Origin of the sequence: Brachybacterium atlanticum, assembly GCF_025669985.1 — a bacterium.
GTDB classification, from domain to species: Bacteria; Actinomycetota; Actinomycetes; order Actinomycetales; family Dermabacteraceae; genus Brachybacterium; species Brachybacterium conglomeratum.
Window position 1 is genome coordinate 94,997 of record NZ_JAKJJW010000005.1, and the last position, 16,005, is coordinate 111,001.

Consider the following 16,005-nt stretch of genomic DNA (forward strand, 5'->3'; position numbering starts at 1 on the left):
GTCGCCATCTCGGGTCCCTCCGTTGTCGTCCCCGTCCGTCTCATCGACCGACCGGGGGTCGGAATGCCGCAGGTCCCGCCTCGTCACCGGAGACTGCTGGGAGCACCGCACGGAGCTCATCGAAGATCTGTCCGAGCTCGACACGGTGCTGGAACCCGAACATCGCCACGACGGTGATCGCGGCGAGCCCGATGAGCACGTTTCGGGCGCGCGCGGCACGAGATTGCGGGTTCCTACTGCTCATGCCGGCCCAGTGGGCGACAACAGCGCCTCACAGGACGGGGCCTCACCGCTCGAGGTAAGCCTCGTCATCGTCGGGCACGAACTGCTCGGCCAGCTGCGGGTGTTTCTCGGCGTAGTAGGCGCTGGTCAGCTCGTCCAGGCGCCGCTTCTGCTCGATCGCCGTGGTGCCGTGCTTCTCGGCGAGGGTCCTCGCGATCACCGGGCGCATCCGGGCCCGCCACGCAGCTCGCGCTTCTTGGTCCCGGCGGTAGTCAGCGAACTCGGGCAGCGTCTCCCCCGAGGTCCGCCTCAGGTTGATGGCATCGCCGTGGCCGCGCTCCCACGCCAGTTCCGCGTCGCGCTCGGTGGAGATCACCTCCCGCACCTTGCCCGCATCGCCGAGGTCTTCTTCGAATCGGAGCGGCTTGCCGGTCTTCGATACGGCCTTCGCGAGCTTCTCCGCACGCTTCCGTGCCCGCTTCTCGGCCGGCGACAACGCCGCCCACGCCGCACGCTCCTCCCGCTCCCGCTGCGCCGCGAGCTCATCCGGCGTGAACATCCGCGTCGGCAGCGACGCCGCATCCCCCACGGGCGCGGACGGGTAGCAGGTCGTGCAGGCGCGGTGCCCTGCTGCCGCGACGATCGCGTCCTCGTCGGCGCCGGAGTAGTCGGTCAGCCACGCGTACTGTGTGGTGGGCCGGCAGGTCGAGCAGCCCATGCTGGAGTGGACGTGGCCGTTTGTGTTCGCGACGAGGAATGCACGGTTCCAGCCGCCACGGATCCGGAACGCCTCGTCGAGCCCGTCGACCTGCTCGCGAGCCTGGTCATGCACAGTCTGGGCCGTCTCGACGTCGCGGAGCGGCCCTCGGATCCGCTCTCCGGTCTGCTGGGAGGCGGCGTCGCCGTCGGCAAGGGTCACCCATTCGCGGGCCGCCGTGAGCACCTGCTCGTCGGTCCTTCCCCAGCCGGTCCTTGGGCTCCGCTGGTCCCCGACGGAGCGGTGCAGCGCGTCCAGGCGACCCCTCAGACGGGATTGCGCCTTCGCGAGCATCTTGCCAGCGGCTGCGGCATGCTCATCGAACTCGACAGGATCCGCGCGACGCACATCGAACCCGAACAGCTCGACGAGCCCCGCATCCACGTCGCCATGCTCATCCGCCCTCGGGTCCACCTCGATGTCCGCGTCCCGGCGCGCCACGGTGCCGAACTCCCCGCCGTTGCCCGCCTCGCCCGTGTCCCTCTTCCGCACGATGCCGTCCATCGCCTGCCTCCTCAGTGCTCGCGTGCGCGAGGAGTGGGCGAAGGATGGCCGTCGCGGGACGAGCGGGGTCAGTCGGCAGTGCGCACGTCGAACACGACTGCGCTGAAGTCCGTGCCGGGAAACACCGTCTCCAGGAGGTCCCGCACCATCGTCGGGGCGTCGTCGATGTCCTCGACCTGCGTCACCAGATCCTCGCTACCGAGGACGTACAGCTCCCAGCCGCCACTCCACCGCTTTGCATCAACGCGGACTGCGAGCTCGAGAAGCAGGTTGACCAAGAGCTCAGCCCGGTCGACCTCGGCCTGCTCAAAGCTCCGGGCATCCATGTCGCCGCCGGCTTCCTGCTCGATCTCGATCCCGTAGCGCTCCAGTGCGGCTCCAGCGAGCGGTCTGAGCACGGGCGGGATCGCCTCGGGCAGGCGAGAAACGTCCGGCTCAAGCTCCGACGCCGTCTTCATGAGATCACTCCCGAGGATGTCGGTGTCGGGCCACTGCACTCCGCCGCCCTTCGCGATCAACTCGACCGCGTGCACGTATTCGGGTGCGAGTCCGTCAGGCGGGGTGGACATCAGGTCGTCGGCGCAGCCGTTCAGTGCCCGGCGGAGCGTTTCGACGTCGTCTCGGTCCAGCGGTGCGGTGATCATCAGGGGTCCCTTCGTCGGTTCCGAACAGGATGCACGAACGGTCCGACAGCCTGGCTCCGGCCACGACATGTTCCTGACGCCGATGCTGCCAGGCCGGCGTCGCGAATGAGCAGCCGGCCAGGGGTGCGGATCGTATGCTCAGCGCGTCACCCTCCAACGCAGGCGGGAGGTCACCAGGTGAAGCTCACCGACGATCAACGCGAGCAGATCGCCGACGACGCGGCCACTCGATACCGAGCCGGAGAGTCATGGCGCGAGATCGCCGAGACCTACGAGCTCACGCCCCAGTACGTCTATCGACTCACCGTCGCACGCCACGACATCACGTTCCGTCGCTGGGGCCAGCAGCCCATCGCCGACGTGGACGAAGTCGTCCAGCGCAGGTATGACGGGGAGACGCTCGACCAGATCGCCGACCGGCTCGGCTGCTCACGGCAGGCAGTCCGTACGGCTCTCGAAACCGCGCAGCGCACGGCGATGACTCGGTACCCGCGCCTCTCCGAGTGTCGTGCACCGTCCGATGACGAGATCGTGCGGATCACCGAGCTATATGAGGCGTGTCCCCAGGCACCGCGGAACCGCGAAGGGGCACGGGCCGTACGCGGATCCAAAGGACGGCTATTGGCGGAAGCCTGCCGTGCCGTCATCGACGATGGAGTCCCCATGCAGACACTCTCCATCGCACTCGGCCACAGCACCGGCTGGGTGCACTGGCTCCTTGGCTGCCACGACCTCCGACTAGAGCCACGACCCGTGCGGACGACCGCCCGCCGGACGAGAAGCGAAGGAGACGGATAGATCCGAGTGTCGTCGCCGCGTCTCATCCGCGCCGCCGTACGAAGCATTCAGTGCGAGCCGCACGCTCCCCAAGCCGTTCGCCTCAGGCAACCGGAGATACGCGGATTGCCATGAAATCAGCGGGATCCAGCGGCACGGGGAGGCTCTGCTCGTTGTGGACGATGTACGAGTCCCCGTCCTCCAGCACATGAAGTTGGCGCCCCGGCACAAGACGCTGGAGCTCGAAAGCCTGCAATCGCGCGGGGTATGCGTCCGATACTCGGACGATCCGGTATTCGCCCGGTGCAGCATCGGCCAGGAGAAGCGTCCCTTCAGGAACGTGCGTTCGGCCCTCCGGGGTGGGGATCGGATCGCCGTGGGGATCCTGCCGGGGATGCTCGAGCAGTTCGTCGATCCGCTCGATGAGCATCTGGGAGGCGGCGTGCTCGAGACGCTCGGCCTCGTCATGCACCTGGTCCCAGGAGTAGCCGAGCTTCTCGACGAGGAAGGTCTCCAGCAGCCGATGACGGCGCACCATCGCCACCGCGTACTCGTGGCCAGCGGGCGTGAGCTCGACCGGCTTGTAGGGCCGGTGCTCGACCAGCCCCTGAGCGGCGAGTCGCTTGACGGTGTCGGTGACGTTCGGAGCGCTGGTCCCGAAGCGCCCCGCGAGGGCGGAGGTGGTGATCGGCGCGTCCCCCCACTCGGTCGCGGACCAGATCACCTTGAGGTAGTCCTGGGCGACCGGAGTGATCTCGGAGGGGTCCATGGCCCCCACGCTAGCCGACCCCGGGGGCGGGCCGCCCCGCGGTTCAGCCGAGCCCGAGCGCCATCAGCGCGATCAGGGCGAGGTTCAGAGCGACGATCAGCACCACGATCATCCAGGACGTCAGGCGCAGCGGGAGGCGTGCGGCGAAGCGTCCCATGACGGTCCGGTCCCCTGTCAGGCGCACCAGCGGGATCAGGGCGAAGGGGATCCCGAGGCTCAGCACCACCTGGGAGAGGACGAGCGCCCGGGTGGGGTCCACGCCCGCGGCGATGATCACCAGTGCCGGGATCAGCGTGATCGCCCGCCGTGCCACCTGCGGGATGCGGCGATGCAGGAGGCCGGCCATGATCGTGGAGCCGGCGTAGCAGCCCACCGAGGTGGAGGCGAGCCCGGAGGCCAGCAGGCCGATGCCGAAGGCGATCCCGACGGCGGGGCCGAGCGCCTCGGTGATCGCCGAGTGGGCGCCCTCGATGGTGTCGGTGCCGGGGACGCCGGCGAGGTTCCCGGCGGCGAGCAGGAGCATGGCGATGTTCACCGACCCGGCCACCAGCAGCGAGAGCGCCACGTCCCAGCGCGTGACCCGGAGCAGTCTCGGGAGCGCGGCGGGGCTGATGTCGCTGCCGTGGCGGTCGCGGGCCAGGGCGGAGTGCGCGTAGATCGCGTGCGGCATGACGGTCGCGCCGAGCATGCTCGCGGCGAGCAGCAGGGTCTGGGTCCCCTCGAAGCGCGGCACGATGCCGGCGGCGGCTTCGGACCAGGAGACCTCGCCGAGGAAGAGCCCGGCTACGAAGCCGACGGTGATGATCGCGAGCAGCCCGGTGATCACGAACTCGAAGGGCCGCTGGCCTCGCCAGGACTGCAGCGCCAGGAGCAGCATCGAGACCGCGCCCACGATTACTCCGCCGGGCAGGAGGGGGATGCCGAAGAGGATGTGGAGGGCGATCGCTCCGCCGAGCACCTCGGCGAGGTCCGTGGCGGCGGCGACGAGCTCGGCCTGGGCCCAGTAGAGCAGGCGCCGCCGACGGGACAGACGCCGACCCAGGAGCTCGGGCAGCGAGGAGCCTGTGACGAGTCCGAGGGAGGCGGAGAGGTACTGGATGACCACGGCCATGAGATTGGCCGCGACGAGCACCCATACGAGCAGGTACCCGTACTGCGCGCCGGCGGTGAGGTTCGCGGCAACGTTCCCGGGATCGACGTAGGCAACCGACGCGACGAAGGCCGGGCCGAGCATCCATGGCAGGGAGGCCCTGCTCTGTCCAGTCCCGTCTCGCGGCGCGCGGGCCTGCCGACGTTGGTCGGGGGCAGGCGAGTCGTCGGTGCTGGGCGGCGGAAGTGCGGGGCGGATCACGAAAGTTAACCTACACGAACTTCTCTTGCGTAGCAGCGGGCGCTTACGATGGTCACCACTTGCTGACCTATCACTGATCACTGTACAGTCATTGCATGCTGACCAAAGCCTCGCAGCTCGATGTCATGAACCGCCTCGGCCGCGCCATGGCCGACCCCACCCGGTCCCGTATCCTGCTCTCCCTCCTCGACCACCCGGGCTACCCCGCCGTCCTCGCCGACGAGCTCTCGCTGACCCGGACCAACGTCTCCAACCACCTCTCGTGCCTGCGCGGCTGCGGGATCGTGGTCGCCGCCCCCGAGGGCCGGCGCACGCGCTACGAGATCGCCGACGCACACCTCACCCGGGCGCTGTCCGCTCTGGTCGAGACGGTGCTCGCCGTCGACGACGGCACGCCCTGCACGGATGCGGACTGCGACGTGCCCCTGTGCTGCAACGCCACCACCCCGGAGGAGATCGCCCGATGAGCGACGAGTGCTGCGGACCCGCCCGACCCACCACGAACGCCCGGGCCCCGCTCACCCTCACCTCCCGCCCGGCCTCTGAGGCCGACGCCTGCTGCGGCCCCGCGCCGACGCCTGCACCGATTCCGATCGAGGACGGGGACGCGTGCTGCGGGAGCACCACCCCGGCACCTCCAGGTGAACCGATCGAGCTCGAGCAGTCCACTCCGTGGTGGCGCGACCGCTCCCTCCTGCTCCCCGCCACTGCCGGGGTCCTGTGGGTGGCCGGGCTGCTGCTCGACTGGGCGGGCCTGGACCTGGTCGCACTGATCGTGCACGTCCTCGCCCTCGCCGCGGGGGCCTGGACCTTCGTGCCCAGCACTCTGCGACGCCTCGTCCAGGGGCGCGGCCGTGGACGGCTCGGCGTGGGCCTGCTGATGACGATCGCCGCGACCGGGGCCGTGCTGCTCGGTCACGTCGGCGAGGCCGCGGCGCTCGCGTTCCTGTTCTCCCTCGCCGAGGCCCTCGAGGACCGTTCGATGGACCGCGCGAAGCAGGGGCTGCGCGCCCTGCTCGCCCTGATCCCGGAGACCGCCCGGATCCAGCGCCCCGACGGCCCGCAGACCGTGCCGGCCGCCGACGTCCGCGCCGGGGACGTGCTCCTGCTCGGCGCCGGCGACCGCGTCGCCACCGATGGCGTGATCGCGTCGGGCCGGTCCTGGGTGGACACCTCCGCGATCACGGGGGAGTCCATCCCCGTCGAGGTCGGGCCCGGGGACGAGGTCCACGCCGGCTCCGTGAACGGCTCCGGCTCCCTGTCGCTGCGCGCCACGGCCGACGGACGCGACAACTCCCTGACCCAGATCGTGCGCCTGGTCGACCAGGCCCACGCCGCCAAGGGCGAGCGAGCGCGCCTCGCCGACCGCATCGCCCGCCCGCTGGTCCCGACCGTGCTCGTCGTCGCCGCACTGGTGGCCCTCGTCGGCGTCGTCACCGGAGATCCCTCGACCTGGATCGAACGGGCACTGGTGGTGCTGGTCGCCGCCTCCCCGTGCGCGCTCGCGATCGCCGTGCCGGTCACCGTGATCTCCTCGATCGGCTCCGCGAGCAAGCTCGGGGTGGTCATCAAGTCCGGTGCCGCCTTCGAGCAGCTCGGCACGATCCGCACCGTCGCCCTGGACAAGACCGGCACCCTCACCCGCAGTCAGCCCCGCGTCGTGGACGTCGCGACGGTCGACGGACGCGGCGACGAGGAGATCCTTGCGATCGCCGCCGCCCTCGAATCCGTCAGCGCCCACCCGCTCGCCGCCGCCGTCCTCGCCGCCGCAGACACCCTCCCGGAGGCCGACGAAGTCCAGGAGATCCCCGGTCACGGGATCTCCGGAACACTGCAGGGCCGCACCGTGCGCGCCGGCAGTCCCCGCTGGATCGCCCCCGGCGCACTCGCGGACCGCGCCCACGACATGGCCTCCCAGGGCATGAGCGTGATCATGATCGAGGAGGACTCCCAGGTGATCGGCGCGATCGGGATCCGCGACGAGCTGCGCCCCGAAGCCGCCGAGGCCGTCGCCTCCCTGCATTCCCAGGGGATCCGCACCGTCATGCTCACCGGCGACAATGAGCTGACCGCGCGGGCGATCGCGACGGAAGCCGGCATCGACGAGGTCCATGCCGAGCAGCTGCCCGCCGACAAGGCGGCCCACATCCGCCGCCTGGCCGAGCAGTCCCCGACCGCGATGATCGGCGACGGCATCAACGACGCCCCCGCCCTCGCCTCGGCGACCGTCGGGATCGCGATGGGCGTCACCGGCACCGCCGCGGCGGTGGAATCGGCCGACGTCGCCTTCACCGGCACCGACCTGCGCCAGCTCCCCGCCGCCCTCGCCCACGCCCGCCGGGGGCGACGGATCATGACCGGGAACATCGCCCTGGCGCTCGCGATCATCGTGGTGCTCTTCCCGCTCGCCCTGTTCGGCGTGCTCGGGCTCGCAGCCGTGGTTCTCGTGCACGAGGCCGCAGAGGTCGTCGTCATCGCCAACGGCATGCGCGCCGCCCGCACCAAGGGCCTCGCCCTGCAGGGGACGTCCAGCCCCGTCCGGCAGGATCCGCACGAGACGACCCCCACCCGAGAGGCCGCCGCATGAGCCGCAGCACGAAACTCACCATCGGACTGATCGCCGCCGCGGCACTGGTCCTCGCAGGATTCCTCCTCATCCCCGACCGCGGGCAGGACACACCGGCGGCACCGGAGGCCTCGGACTCCGCAGGCCCTCAGCTCGTGCGTGAGGACAGCCCCCGCCTCTCCGAAGGCAGCAGCGAGGTCGTGTTCGTGGAGTACCTCGACTTCGAGTGCGAGGCCTGCCTGTCGCTCTACCCGACCGTCGAAGAGCTCCGCGCCGAGTACGGCGACCGGGTCACGTTCGTGGTCCGCTACCTGCCGCTGCACGGCAACTCCGTCGAAGCCGCCCAGGCCGCGGAGGCCGCGAAGGACCAGGGCGAGTTCGAGGCGATGTACAAGGCCCTGTTCGACAACGCCACCGAGTGGGGCCACCAGGAGACGTCCCAGCGAGAGCTGTTCTTCTCCTACGCGGAGGAGATCGGGCTGGACATGGAACGCTTCGAAGAGGTCTACGACGACCCCGCCACCGCGAAGAGGATCGAGCAGAGCGCCGCCGACGCCCAGGCCCTCGGCGTGACCGGCACACCCACCTTCTTCGTCGACGGGAAGCGCCTGGAGCCCACTCGTGTCGAGGACCTCACCGATCCGCTCGATGCCGCCCTCGAGGGCTGAGCGCGTGAACACCACCCCTCCTCACGCCCCGCCGGAGAGCGGCAGCACCCGTGGCCTCGGTGCGCTCTTCACCGCCACCGGAGCGATCGGCCTGCTCATGGCCGCCGTACTGCTGGTTGAGAAGATCGCACTGATCGAGGACCCCGCCTACGTCCCCTCCTGCAGCCTCAACCCGGTCCTGTCCTGCGGTTCGGTGATGGCCACGCCGCAGGCCTCGGCGATCGGCATCCCCAACCCGATCCTCGGGATCGCGGGATTCTCCGCCGTCCTCGCCCTCGGGTTCGCCGTCCTCGCCGGAGCCCGCATGGCGGGATGGATGAGTGTGCTGATCCAGATCGGCGTCACCTTCGCCGTGCTGTTCGTGCACTGGCTGATCGGACAGAGCCTGTACGAGATCGGGGCCCTGTGCCCGTACTGCATGGTCGTCTGGGCCGTCACGATCCCGCTCTTCTGGTTCAGCACCCTCCACCATCTGCGCCTATGGACCCGCGGCGCCTCCACCTCGGCGCGCCGGGCGGTCGCACTCCTGCACGAGTTCCGCCTGCCGGTGCTCGTCGTCTGGTATCTCGCGATCCTGACCCTCATCACGGTGAGGTTCTGGGACTACTGGTCCACGCTGCTCTGAGCAACGGCACCAGCGCGGCCAGCGCCTCCGACCCCACACCATCCCACTCCCGAAGGAAAGCCACCATGCCCGCCCGCTCCCGGCGACAGCTCCTCCAGGTGACCGGGCTCGCCGCCGCCATCGGCCTGACCACAGCCTGCAGTAGCTCCGACACCAGCGACCGCTACGACTCCGAAAGCTCCGGATACGTCTCCGGCAACGGAGTCACCACGGAGATCGCCCCCCAGGACCGCGGCGAGCCCCTCGAGTTCTCCGGGACCACCTACGACGGCGACGCGTTCGACGCGGTCGAGCAGCGCGGCAACGTCCTCGTCGTGAACGTCTGGTACGCCTCCTGCCCACCCTGCCGGGTCGAAGCCCCGGACCTCCAGGCCATCCACGAGGAGTACGCCGACCAAGGAGTCGCCTTCATCGGCATCAACCTCCGCGACGGCGCAGGGCCCGCCCAGGCCTTCGAGGAGAACTACGGCATCACCTACCCGTCGATCCCCGACCAGCAGTCCGAGGTCATGTACAAGCTCCGTGGAGTCGTCGCGCCCAATGCCGTTCCGACGACACTCGTCCTGGATCACGAGGGACGGGTGGCCGGCAGGATCTCCGGAGCAATCGACCCCTCGATCCTGCGGGCGATGCTCGACGGCGTTCTCGAGGAGGCGGCGTCATGACTGGGGGCGGTCTGGCGGAGACCTTCCAGTCGATCGCTCTGTCCGGATCACTCGCACTGGCCATCGCCGTGGCGGCGATCGCGGGTCTGATCGCCTTCCTCTCGCCGTGCGTGCTGCCGATCGTGCCCGGATATCTCGGGTACGTCTCTGGACTCGCCGGACAGCGCCAAGGAATACCTGCAGGAATCCGCACAAATCCAAGCGCCAAGGGCCCTGATAGCCAGCGTCGGACTACCCGACCGGGAGCTGGGAGAATGCTGGCAGGCAGCGTCCTGTTCGTCGCCGGATTCGCGACCGTCTTCATGGCGCTCGGCGGATTCGCCGGCGCAGTGGGGTATCTACTGCAGGAACATGCAGTGTGGATCAACCGCATCGCAGGAATCATCGTAATATTCATGGGACTCATTTTTATGGGGCTCCTGCCGCGCTTCTCAGGAAACATCCAGGCGACGAAGAAGAAACCCGACACCGGACTCCTGGGAGCCCCACTCTTGGGCTTCGTCTTCGGCCTGAGCTGGACCCCGTGCATCGGCCCCACCTACGCCGCGATCATCGCACTCTCCCTCGACCCGGGAGCCGGTGACTCCGGCGCGACCCGAGGCGCCGTCCTCGCCCTCGCCTACTCCCTCGGCCTGGGGATCCCCTTCGTCATCAGCGCACTCCTACTGGACAAGGCCATCGGTGTGAGCAGGGCGCTCTCGCGCCACCGACGACTCCTCGGAATCCTCTCCGGAGTCCTGCTGATCAGCATCGGCCTGCTGCTGCTCACGGGGACATGGGCCTCCTGGATGGACCAGCTCCAAGGCTCCATCGCCTCATTCCAACCCGCAGTGTGAGCGCCCGGACGGCCACCCTCACGACACATGTCCGGAATCACCGCGAGGTGAGCTGCTCAATCGGCACGGCGTCGCGTGCCAGAATGGTCCACGAGAGCCGTGACGTGAACCCCACTGGGTCACCGGGGAAGAGTAAAGAGAAGGTACGGGGCGCCGGGGAGCCGTGACCCTGGTTCAAGAGCAGGTGAAGTCCTTGACCAGGATCACCCTTCGCCGTTCCTTCTGCTCCGACCCCTGGGTACGTTAGTTGCACCGGTTACGAGGTACGAGAGTTTCTTCCCGATACTTGCGCTGCTTTTGCGTTGCCGCGACCCAATGCCCGACTCTCCCCGCACGATACGGGGATAATCACGGAGACCATTCATGGCCACGAGCAATTCCCACCGCGCGCCCGGCCGCGCAGTCACCCCCCTCCGCCACAGCGGACGCGCCCTGCGCGGCACCGGCGGCGCCGCCGTTCTCGGCACCGTGCTGCTCGGCTCCGCCTTCGCCGGCGGCGCCGCCCAGGCAGCCCCCGCCGCCCCGGCATCCGCCCCCGCCATCTCCTCGTCGACCGCCGCGCCCGCCGCCCCGGCCCCGACCGCTGCACTCCACTCCTCGGAGCAGCTCCGCTGGGGCTCCCAGGGCTCCAATGTCGAGCAGCTCCAGTCAGCGCTGAACGACGAAGGCGCCGACCTCGCCGTCGACGGCAAGTTCGGCAAGCTCACCCACGGCGCGGTGAAGGACTACCAGCGCGCCAACGGCCTCCAGATCGACGGCGTCGTGGGCCCCGAGACCCGTGGCTCCCTCAACGGCGGCGCCTCCATCGGCGGGTCCGGCACCTCCGTCCCCACCTCGGGTACATCCACCTCCAGCAGCGGCGAGGCCATCGTCGATGCCGCGCGCACCCAGATCGGCGCCTCCTACTCCTGGGGCTCCAGCAACCCCGGCGTGAGCTTCGACTGCTCCGGTCTGACCCAGTACGCATACAAGCAGGTCGGAATCGACCTCCCCCGTACCTCCGGCCAGCAGGTTGCCGCGGGCACCCAGGTCTCGAAGTCCGAGGCACAGCCCGGCGATCTCGTCGTGTGGCCCGGCCACATGGGCATCTACGCCGGCGGCGACAAGGTCGTCGATGCGGGCCGCTCCCCCGGCGCCGTCACCGAGCGCACCATCTGGGGAAACCCCACCTTCATCTCCTTCCGCTGACACCAGCAATCACGAGCGGCGTGCACACCACCGGACGGTGGAGTGCACGCCGTTTCGGCATTCGCCAGCGGGGCGCAGGCAACACAGGTCTCCGGCACGCAGGTCAGGCGTCGCCCCGGGATCTGCGCACCCGTCACCTGATCAGGACCCGATGAACGACCGGAAGGCGCACTCGGAGCGGCACTGCTCGTCACTGTCGGGGCAGGTATCGACGTGGCCCCGTGCCTCGAGCAGCTGTCGTCGCATCTCGCTCATCGCCCGGATCTGCTGTTCGAGGGCGCTGATCTGCGCTGCGAGCAGCGGCTGAAGCGTGGCCTTGACGTCGGTGCACGTGCCGGAGTCCGCAAGATCCAGCAGCTCACGGATTTCTGGCAGTTCGAGACCGAGCCGTTTGGCCGATCCGATGAACTCCAGGCGCTCGAGATGCTCCTCGCCGAAGTCCCGATACCCGTTGGCGTGTCGGTCCGCGGCGAGCACCCCGAGTCGCTCGTAGTAGCGCAGCGTGCTCGCCGGAACCCCGGTCCTCTCGGAAACCTCAGAGATCCTCATGTGATCGAGCCTACGGTTCACCACCTTGACCTTCAACCCGGGTGCAAGGTCTAACGTCGTCGGCATGACCTACGTGATCGCTCTTCCCTGCGTGGACGTCAAAGACCGCGCATGCGTGGACGAATGCCCCGTCGACTGCATCTACGAGGGCCAGCGGATGCTCTACATCCAACCCGACGAGTGCGTCGACTGCGGGGCCTGCGAGCCCGTGTGCCCCGTGGAGGCGATCTTCTACGAGGACGATCTGCCTGACCAGTGGGCCGACTTCTACCGCGCCAACGTCGAATTCTTCGACGACATCGGCTCGCCCGGCGGCGCGGCGAAGATGGGCCTCATCGACAAGGACCATCCGATCGTCACGGCCCTCCCGACTCAGAGCAGCGAGATCGACGCTTCCCGTGGCGCCAGTTGAGCGGCCCTGAGCGCCGCTGCAGACCCACGTGACCATGCGAGACCGACCCCAGGGGGAAGACGTGCGCGTGATCGTGAAGAGGATGGAACGACACCAGGTGGCTCTGTACGTCGCAGGCCTAGCTCTCGGTCTCGCCGTCGGACTCGCCGTACCCGAGCTCGCACACCCGGCCGAGCTCGCGATACACCCGGTCCTCGCCGTACTGCTCTACACGACGTTCCTCGGCATCCCGCTGAGCCGGCTCGGACAAGCATTCACGAACTGGCGATTCCTCGGCACCCTCACGGTGCTGAACTTCGTGATCGTGCCCGCGATCGTGTGGCTGCTCTCGCGCATCGTCGCCCACGACCAGGTCCTCCTCGTCGGGGTGCTCTTCGTCCTGCTGACCCCGTGCATCGACTACGTCATCGTCTTCTCGGGTCTCGCAGGTGGTGACGAGGAGCGGCTGCTCGCCGCCGCGCCGCTGCTGATGCTCGCCCAGATGCTCCTGCTGCCCCTGTACCTATGGCTGTTCGTCGGGGGGGAGTTCGTCAGGTCCGTTGAGTTCTGGCCGTTCGCTGAAGCGTTCGCGCTCATCATCGCCTTGCCGCTCATCGCAGCCGCGCTCACACAGATCTTCGCTACCCGATCCCGCCTTGGCCAGAGAGCCGAGAGCGCCGCGATGGGAGCGATGGTGCCTCTCATGGTGCTCACGCTGGCCGTGGTCGTCACATCCCAAGTGGCCGCAGTTGGTCAGCAGCTCAGCTCCCTGCTGCTCGCGGCACCGGTCTACGCAATTTTCGTCGTCATCATGGTCCCAGCCGGGATCCTGGCGGGCCGCGCGGCGGGACTCGATGTACCCGGCATTCGCGCGGTCGCCTTCAGCGGCGTGACGAGGAACTCGCTTGTCGTCCTGCCGCTGGTCCTCGCGCTCCCGCCGGCATACGACCTTGCTCCGCTGGTCGTGGTCATGCAGACCTTGATCGAGCTCGTCGCGATGGTCGTGCTGGTCGAGCTGATCCCTCGCATCGTTCCGGAACAGGCGTGACCGACGCGCCGTAAGCAAAGGCGGTCGCGCACCCGCAAAGCACCGTGAGGGGAGATCACACGGACCTCCCCGGGGTCGGGCCGCGTAAAGGTGTGCTTCAGGCGCAGACACTCCTGCCCGCAGCGCTCGCCCGTAGCTCGCGGAGTACCGTACGCTCATTCCATGACTACATGGAATGCTGGAGGGCCCTCGAAGGCGGAGGTCTTCACCGCGTTCGCGGACGTGCTCAAGGCCGTCTCGAACCCGCGCCGGCTCGAGCTCCTCGAACTGATGGCGCAGGGCGAGCACAACGTCGACGCCCTGGCACGGATGTCCGGGCAGGGCGTGACCACCACCTCGGCCGGACTGCAGAATCTCCGCCGCGCCGGTCTCGTCACCACCCGCCGTGACGGCGCGCACATCTTCTACCGGCTCGCCGGTGACGACGTCGCGGAGCTGTACACCGCCGCGAAGCGGGTCGCGCTCGAGCGCTACCCGCAGATGCGGCGCTCCCTGGACGAGTTCCGCGGACAGCTCGACACCGACGTCCCCGAGATGGACGCGGGCACCGTCACCGCCGAGATGCTCGTCATCGACGTGCGACCCCGGTGCGAGTACGACGCCGGGCACTTCCCCGGCGCCGTGTCGATGCCGATCGGCACGTTCGACGACTCCTCGAAGGGGATCCCCGAGGACGCGATCGTCGTCCTCTACTGCCGCGGAGAGCTGTGCCGGCTCGCCCGGGAGGCCGCCAGCGCGCTGCGCGCACGAGGCATCGACGCCCGCGTCCTGGATGAGGGCGTCGTCGAGTGGCGCGCCACGCGGGAGGTCGCCCTCGATGGTGCATGAGACAACCTCCGCGTTCACGAGCGCGGTGAGCGAGCACGAGCGCGCCCGCGTCCACCGGCGCACGCTCACCGTCGTCATCGCCAGCCAGATCCTCGGCGGGGCAGGTCTCGCCGCCGGCATCTCCGTTGGGGCGCTCCTGGCCCAGGACATGCTCGATAGCGACGGCCTCGCCGGCCTCCCCACGGGACTGTTCACCCTGGGGTCGGCGCTCGCGGCGTTCCTGGTCGGCCGCTCGACCCGCGCCTTCGGTCGCCGCCGCGGCCTCGCCTTCGGATTCCTCGCCGGCGGTGTCGGTGCGGCCGGGGTTGTCATCGCGGCACAGGCCGACTCGGTGCCGCTGCTGTTCGCCGCGCTCTTCGTCTACGGGGCGGGCACCGCGACGAACCTCCAGGCCCGCTACGCCGGCTCCGATCTCGCACTCCCCCGCCGGCGAGGGTTCGGCACCTCGATGGCGATGGTGGCGACAACCCTCGGCGCCGTCGCCGGCCCGAACCTCATCGAACCGATGGGCACTCTCGCCACCTCCCTCGGCATCCCCGCCCTCGCGGGCCCGTTCCTCCTGGCAGCGGTCGCCTACAGTTCCGCGGGCGTGGTGCTTTTCGCCTTCCTCCGCCCCGACCCCTACCTGCTCGCGCGACAGATCGCCGCGACCACCGCCCCGGCGGTCCGCCCCGGCCGGACGGCCGGGCGGGCACGCGTGGGGACGGGTGCCTACGTGGGGGCCCTCATCATGGTCCTCACCCAGATCGCCATGGTCGCGATCATGACGATGACCCCGGTGCACATGAGCGCCCATCACCACGGCCTCGGTGCCGTCGGCCTCGTGATCGGGATGCACGTGGGCGCGATGTGGCTGCCCTCCCTGTTTACCGGCACCCTCGTCGACAGGGTCGGGCGGTTCCCGGTGGCGATCGCCGCCGGCGCGACCCTGCTCGGCGCGGGAGTCCTCGCCGCGCTCGCTCCCGGGGACTCCCTCGGCCTCCTGGTCCTCGCGCTGGTCCTGCTCGGAGTGGGCTGGAACCTCGGGCTGGTCTCCGGGACGGCCCTGGTCGTCGACGCCACCGTTCCGGAGAACCGCCCGCAGACCCAGGGCACGATCGACGTGCTCATCGCCCTCGCCGGTGCCGGCGGCGGCGCCGCCTCCGGTCTGCTCATGACGGCGACCAGCTTCCAGATTCTCGCCCTGACCGGCGGAGTGCTCGCCGTGCTGCTCGTCCCCGTGCTGCTGGGGAACCGACGCCGCCTCGCCGCAGACGTCCCTCCGCCCCAGTGACCCGCCCCCGGACCGTCCACCCCATCGCCCACCGCGATCCCGCGGAGGAGTCCATGTCCGATCGTTCCCACGGACAGTCGACCCGCGCCATCCACGGCACGACCCTGAAGGACCCCAACGGAGCACCCCATCTGCCCGTCTACAACACCACGACCTTCGCATTCCTCTCGACCGCCGAGCTGCTCGACGTGGTCGAGGGCCGGATGGCCGGTGCCCTGTACACCAGGTACGGCCTGAACCCGACAACCTTCGCGCTCGAAGAGACGCTGGCCGGGATCGAGGGCGCCGAGGCGTCGGCAGAAGAGCCGACACCGGTGCCAGGCGGCTGAGCTGTCGGAGAGGTC

General features: G+C 69.4%; 18 protein-coding genes. 13 read left to right on the plus strand and 5 right to left on the minus strand.

The features are described 5' to 3' along the window. Window positions 1–286 precede the first annotated feature (286 nt). Window positions 287–1,483: a hypothetical protein gene (locus tag L3K22_RS03950; RefSeq protein ID WP_263310245.1), complete on the minus strand. Its 1,197-nt coding sequence runs from the start codon at window positions 1,481–1,483 to the stop codon at window positions 287–289. A 68-nt stretch (window positions 1,484–1,551) separates the two neighbouring features. Next, window positions 1,552–2,127, minus strand: a complete 576-nt coding sequence (locus L3K22_RS03955) for a hypothetical protein (protein WP_263310246.1) — start codon at window positions 2,125–2,127, stop codon at window positions 1,552–1,554. A gap of 177 nt (window positions 2,128–2,304) precedes the next feature. Here L3K22_RS03955 and L3K22_RS03960 point away from each other — a divergent pair, with 177 nt between their 5' ends. Further along, window positions 2,305–2,925, plus strand: coding sequence for a hypothetical protein (locus L3K22_RS03960; protein WP_263310247.1), 621 nt, complete (start codon window positions 2,305–2,307; stop codon window positions 2,923–2,925). Window positions 2,926–3,007: 82 nt separating this feature from the next. Here L3K22_RS03960 and L3K22_RS03965 read toward each other — a convergent pair whose 3' ends face one another. Both L3K22_RS03965 and L3K22_RS03970 read right to left on the minus strand, forming a co-directional pair. After that, a complete protein-coding gene (locus tag L3K22_RS03965) occupies window positions 3,008–3,673 on the minus strand; it encodes a metal-dependent transcriptional regulator (RefSeq protein ID WP_263310248.1) in 666 nt (221 codons plus the stop codon). A 43-nt stretch (window positions 3,674–3,716) separates the two neighbouring features. Then, a complete protein-coding gene (locus L3K22_RS03970; RefSeq protein WP_373317987.1) occupies window positions 3,717–5,021 on the minus strand; it encodes an Nramp family divalent metal transporter in 1,305 nt (434 codons plus the stop codon). Window positions 5,022–5,119: 98 nt separating this feature from the next. On the opposite strand from L3K22_RS03970, the gene cmtR reads away from it, so the two are divergent. The 7 genes from cmtR (at window position 5,120) to L3K22_RS04005 (ending at window position 11,572) form a co-directional block, all read left to right on the plus strand. After that, entirely contained in the window at window positions 5,120–5,491 is a 372-nt protein-coding gene (gene cmtR, locus L3K22_RS03975; protein WP_263310250.1) for a Cd(II)/Pb(II)-sensing metalloregulatory transcriptional regulator CmtR, read from the plus strand. Continuing rightward, complete coding sequence (locus tag L3K22_RS03980; RefSeq protein ID WP_263310251.1) at window positions 5,488–7,611, plus strand: heavy metal translocating P-type ATPase; 2,124 nt, start codon at window positions 5,488–5,490, stop codon at window positions 7,609–7,611. The genes cmtR and L3K22_RS03980 overlap by 4 nt, the downstream gene beginning before the upstream one ends. Next, on the plus strand, window positions 7,608–8,258 hold the full coding sequence (locus L3K22_RS03985; protein ID WP_263310252.1) for a DsbA family protein: 651 nt from the start codon (window positions 7,608–7,610) through the stop codon (window positions 8,256–8,258). Before L3K22_RS03980 ends, L3K22_RS03985 begins: the two co-directional genes overlap by 4 nt. A gap of 97 nt (window positions 8,259–8,355) precedes the next feature. Next, window positions 8,356–8,883 (plus strand): vitamin K epoxide reductase family protein, encoded by a 528-nt coding sequence (locus tag L3K22_RS03990; RefSeq protein ID WP_373317988.1) that lies wholly within the window; start codon window positions 8,356–8,358, stop codon window positions 8,881–8,883. Between the two features lie 65 nt (window positions 8,884–8,948). Then, entirely contained in the window at window positions 8,949–9,548 is a 600-nt protein-coding gene (locus tag L3K22_RS03995) for a TlpA family protein disulfide reductase (RefSeq protein WP_263310254.1), read from the plus strand. Beyond that, on the plus strand, window positions 9,545–10,384 hold the full coding sequence (locus L3K22_RS04000; protein ID WP_263310255.1) for a cytochrome c biogenesis CcdA family protein: 840 nt from the start codon (window positions 9,545–9,547) through the stop codon (window positions 10,382–10,384). The genes L3K22_RS03995 and L3K22_RS04000 overlap by 4 nt, the downstream gene beginning before the upstream one ends. Window positions 10,385–10,747: 363 nt before the next feature. Further along, entirely contained in the window at window positions 10,748–11,572 is an 825-nt protein-coding gene (locus L3K22_RS04005) for a C40 family peptidase (RefSeq protein WP_263310256.1), read from the plus strand. Window positions 11,573–11,713: 141 nt separating this feature from the next. Here L3K22_RS04005 and L3K22_RS04010 read toward each other — a convergent pair whose 3' ends face one another. Further along, window positions 11,714–12,187 carry a MerR family transcriptional regulator gene (locus L3K22_RS04010; protein WP_263310257.1) on the minus strand — a complete coding sequence of 158 codons (474 nt, stop codon included), beginning with the start codon at window positions 12,185–12,187 and terminating at the stop codon, window positions 11,714–11,716. Between L3K22_RS04010 and fdxA the strand changes: the two genes are divergently transcribed. From fdxA to L3K22_RS04035, 5 genes are all read left to right on the plus strand, one after another. Further along, complete coding sequence (gene fdxA, locus L3K22_RS04015) at window positions 12,186–12,533, plus strand: ferredoxin (RefSeq protein WP_263310258.1); 348 nt, start codon at window positions 12,186–12,188, stop codon at window positions 12,531–12,533. The genes L3K22_RS04010 and fdxA overlap by 2 nt on opposite strands. Window positions 12,534–12,615: 82 nt before the next feature. Beyond that, window positions 12,616–13,560, plus strand: coding sequence for an arsenic resistance protein (locus L3K22_RS04020; RefSeq protein WP_444542276.1), 945 nt, complete (start codon window positions 12,616–12,618; stop codon window positions 13,558–13,560). 162 nt (window positions 13,561–13,722) lie between these two features. Beyond that, window positions 13,723–14,388 (plus strand): ArsR/SmtB family transcription factor, encoded by a 666-nt coding sequence (locus L3K22_RS04025; protein WP_263310259.1) that lies wholly within the window; start codon window positions 13,723–13,725, stop codon window positions 14,386–14,388. After that, a complete protein-coding gene (locus L3K22_RS04030) occupies window positions 14,378–15,661 on the plus strand; it encodes an MFS transporter (protein WP_263310260.1) in 1,284 nt (427 codons plus the stop codon). The genes L3K22_RS04025 and L3K22_RS04030 overlap by 11 nt, the downstream gene beginning before the upstream one ends. A 53-nt stretch (window positions 15,662–15,714) precedes the next feature. After that, entirely contained in the window at window positions 15,715–15,990 is a 276-nt protein-coding gene (locus L3K22_RS04035) for a PLP-dependent transferase (RefSeq protein WP_263310261.1), read from the plus strand. The last annotated feature ends 15 nt before the right edge of the window (window positions 15,991–16,005 follow it).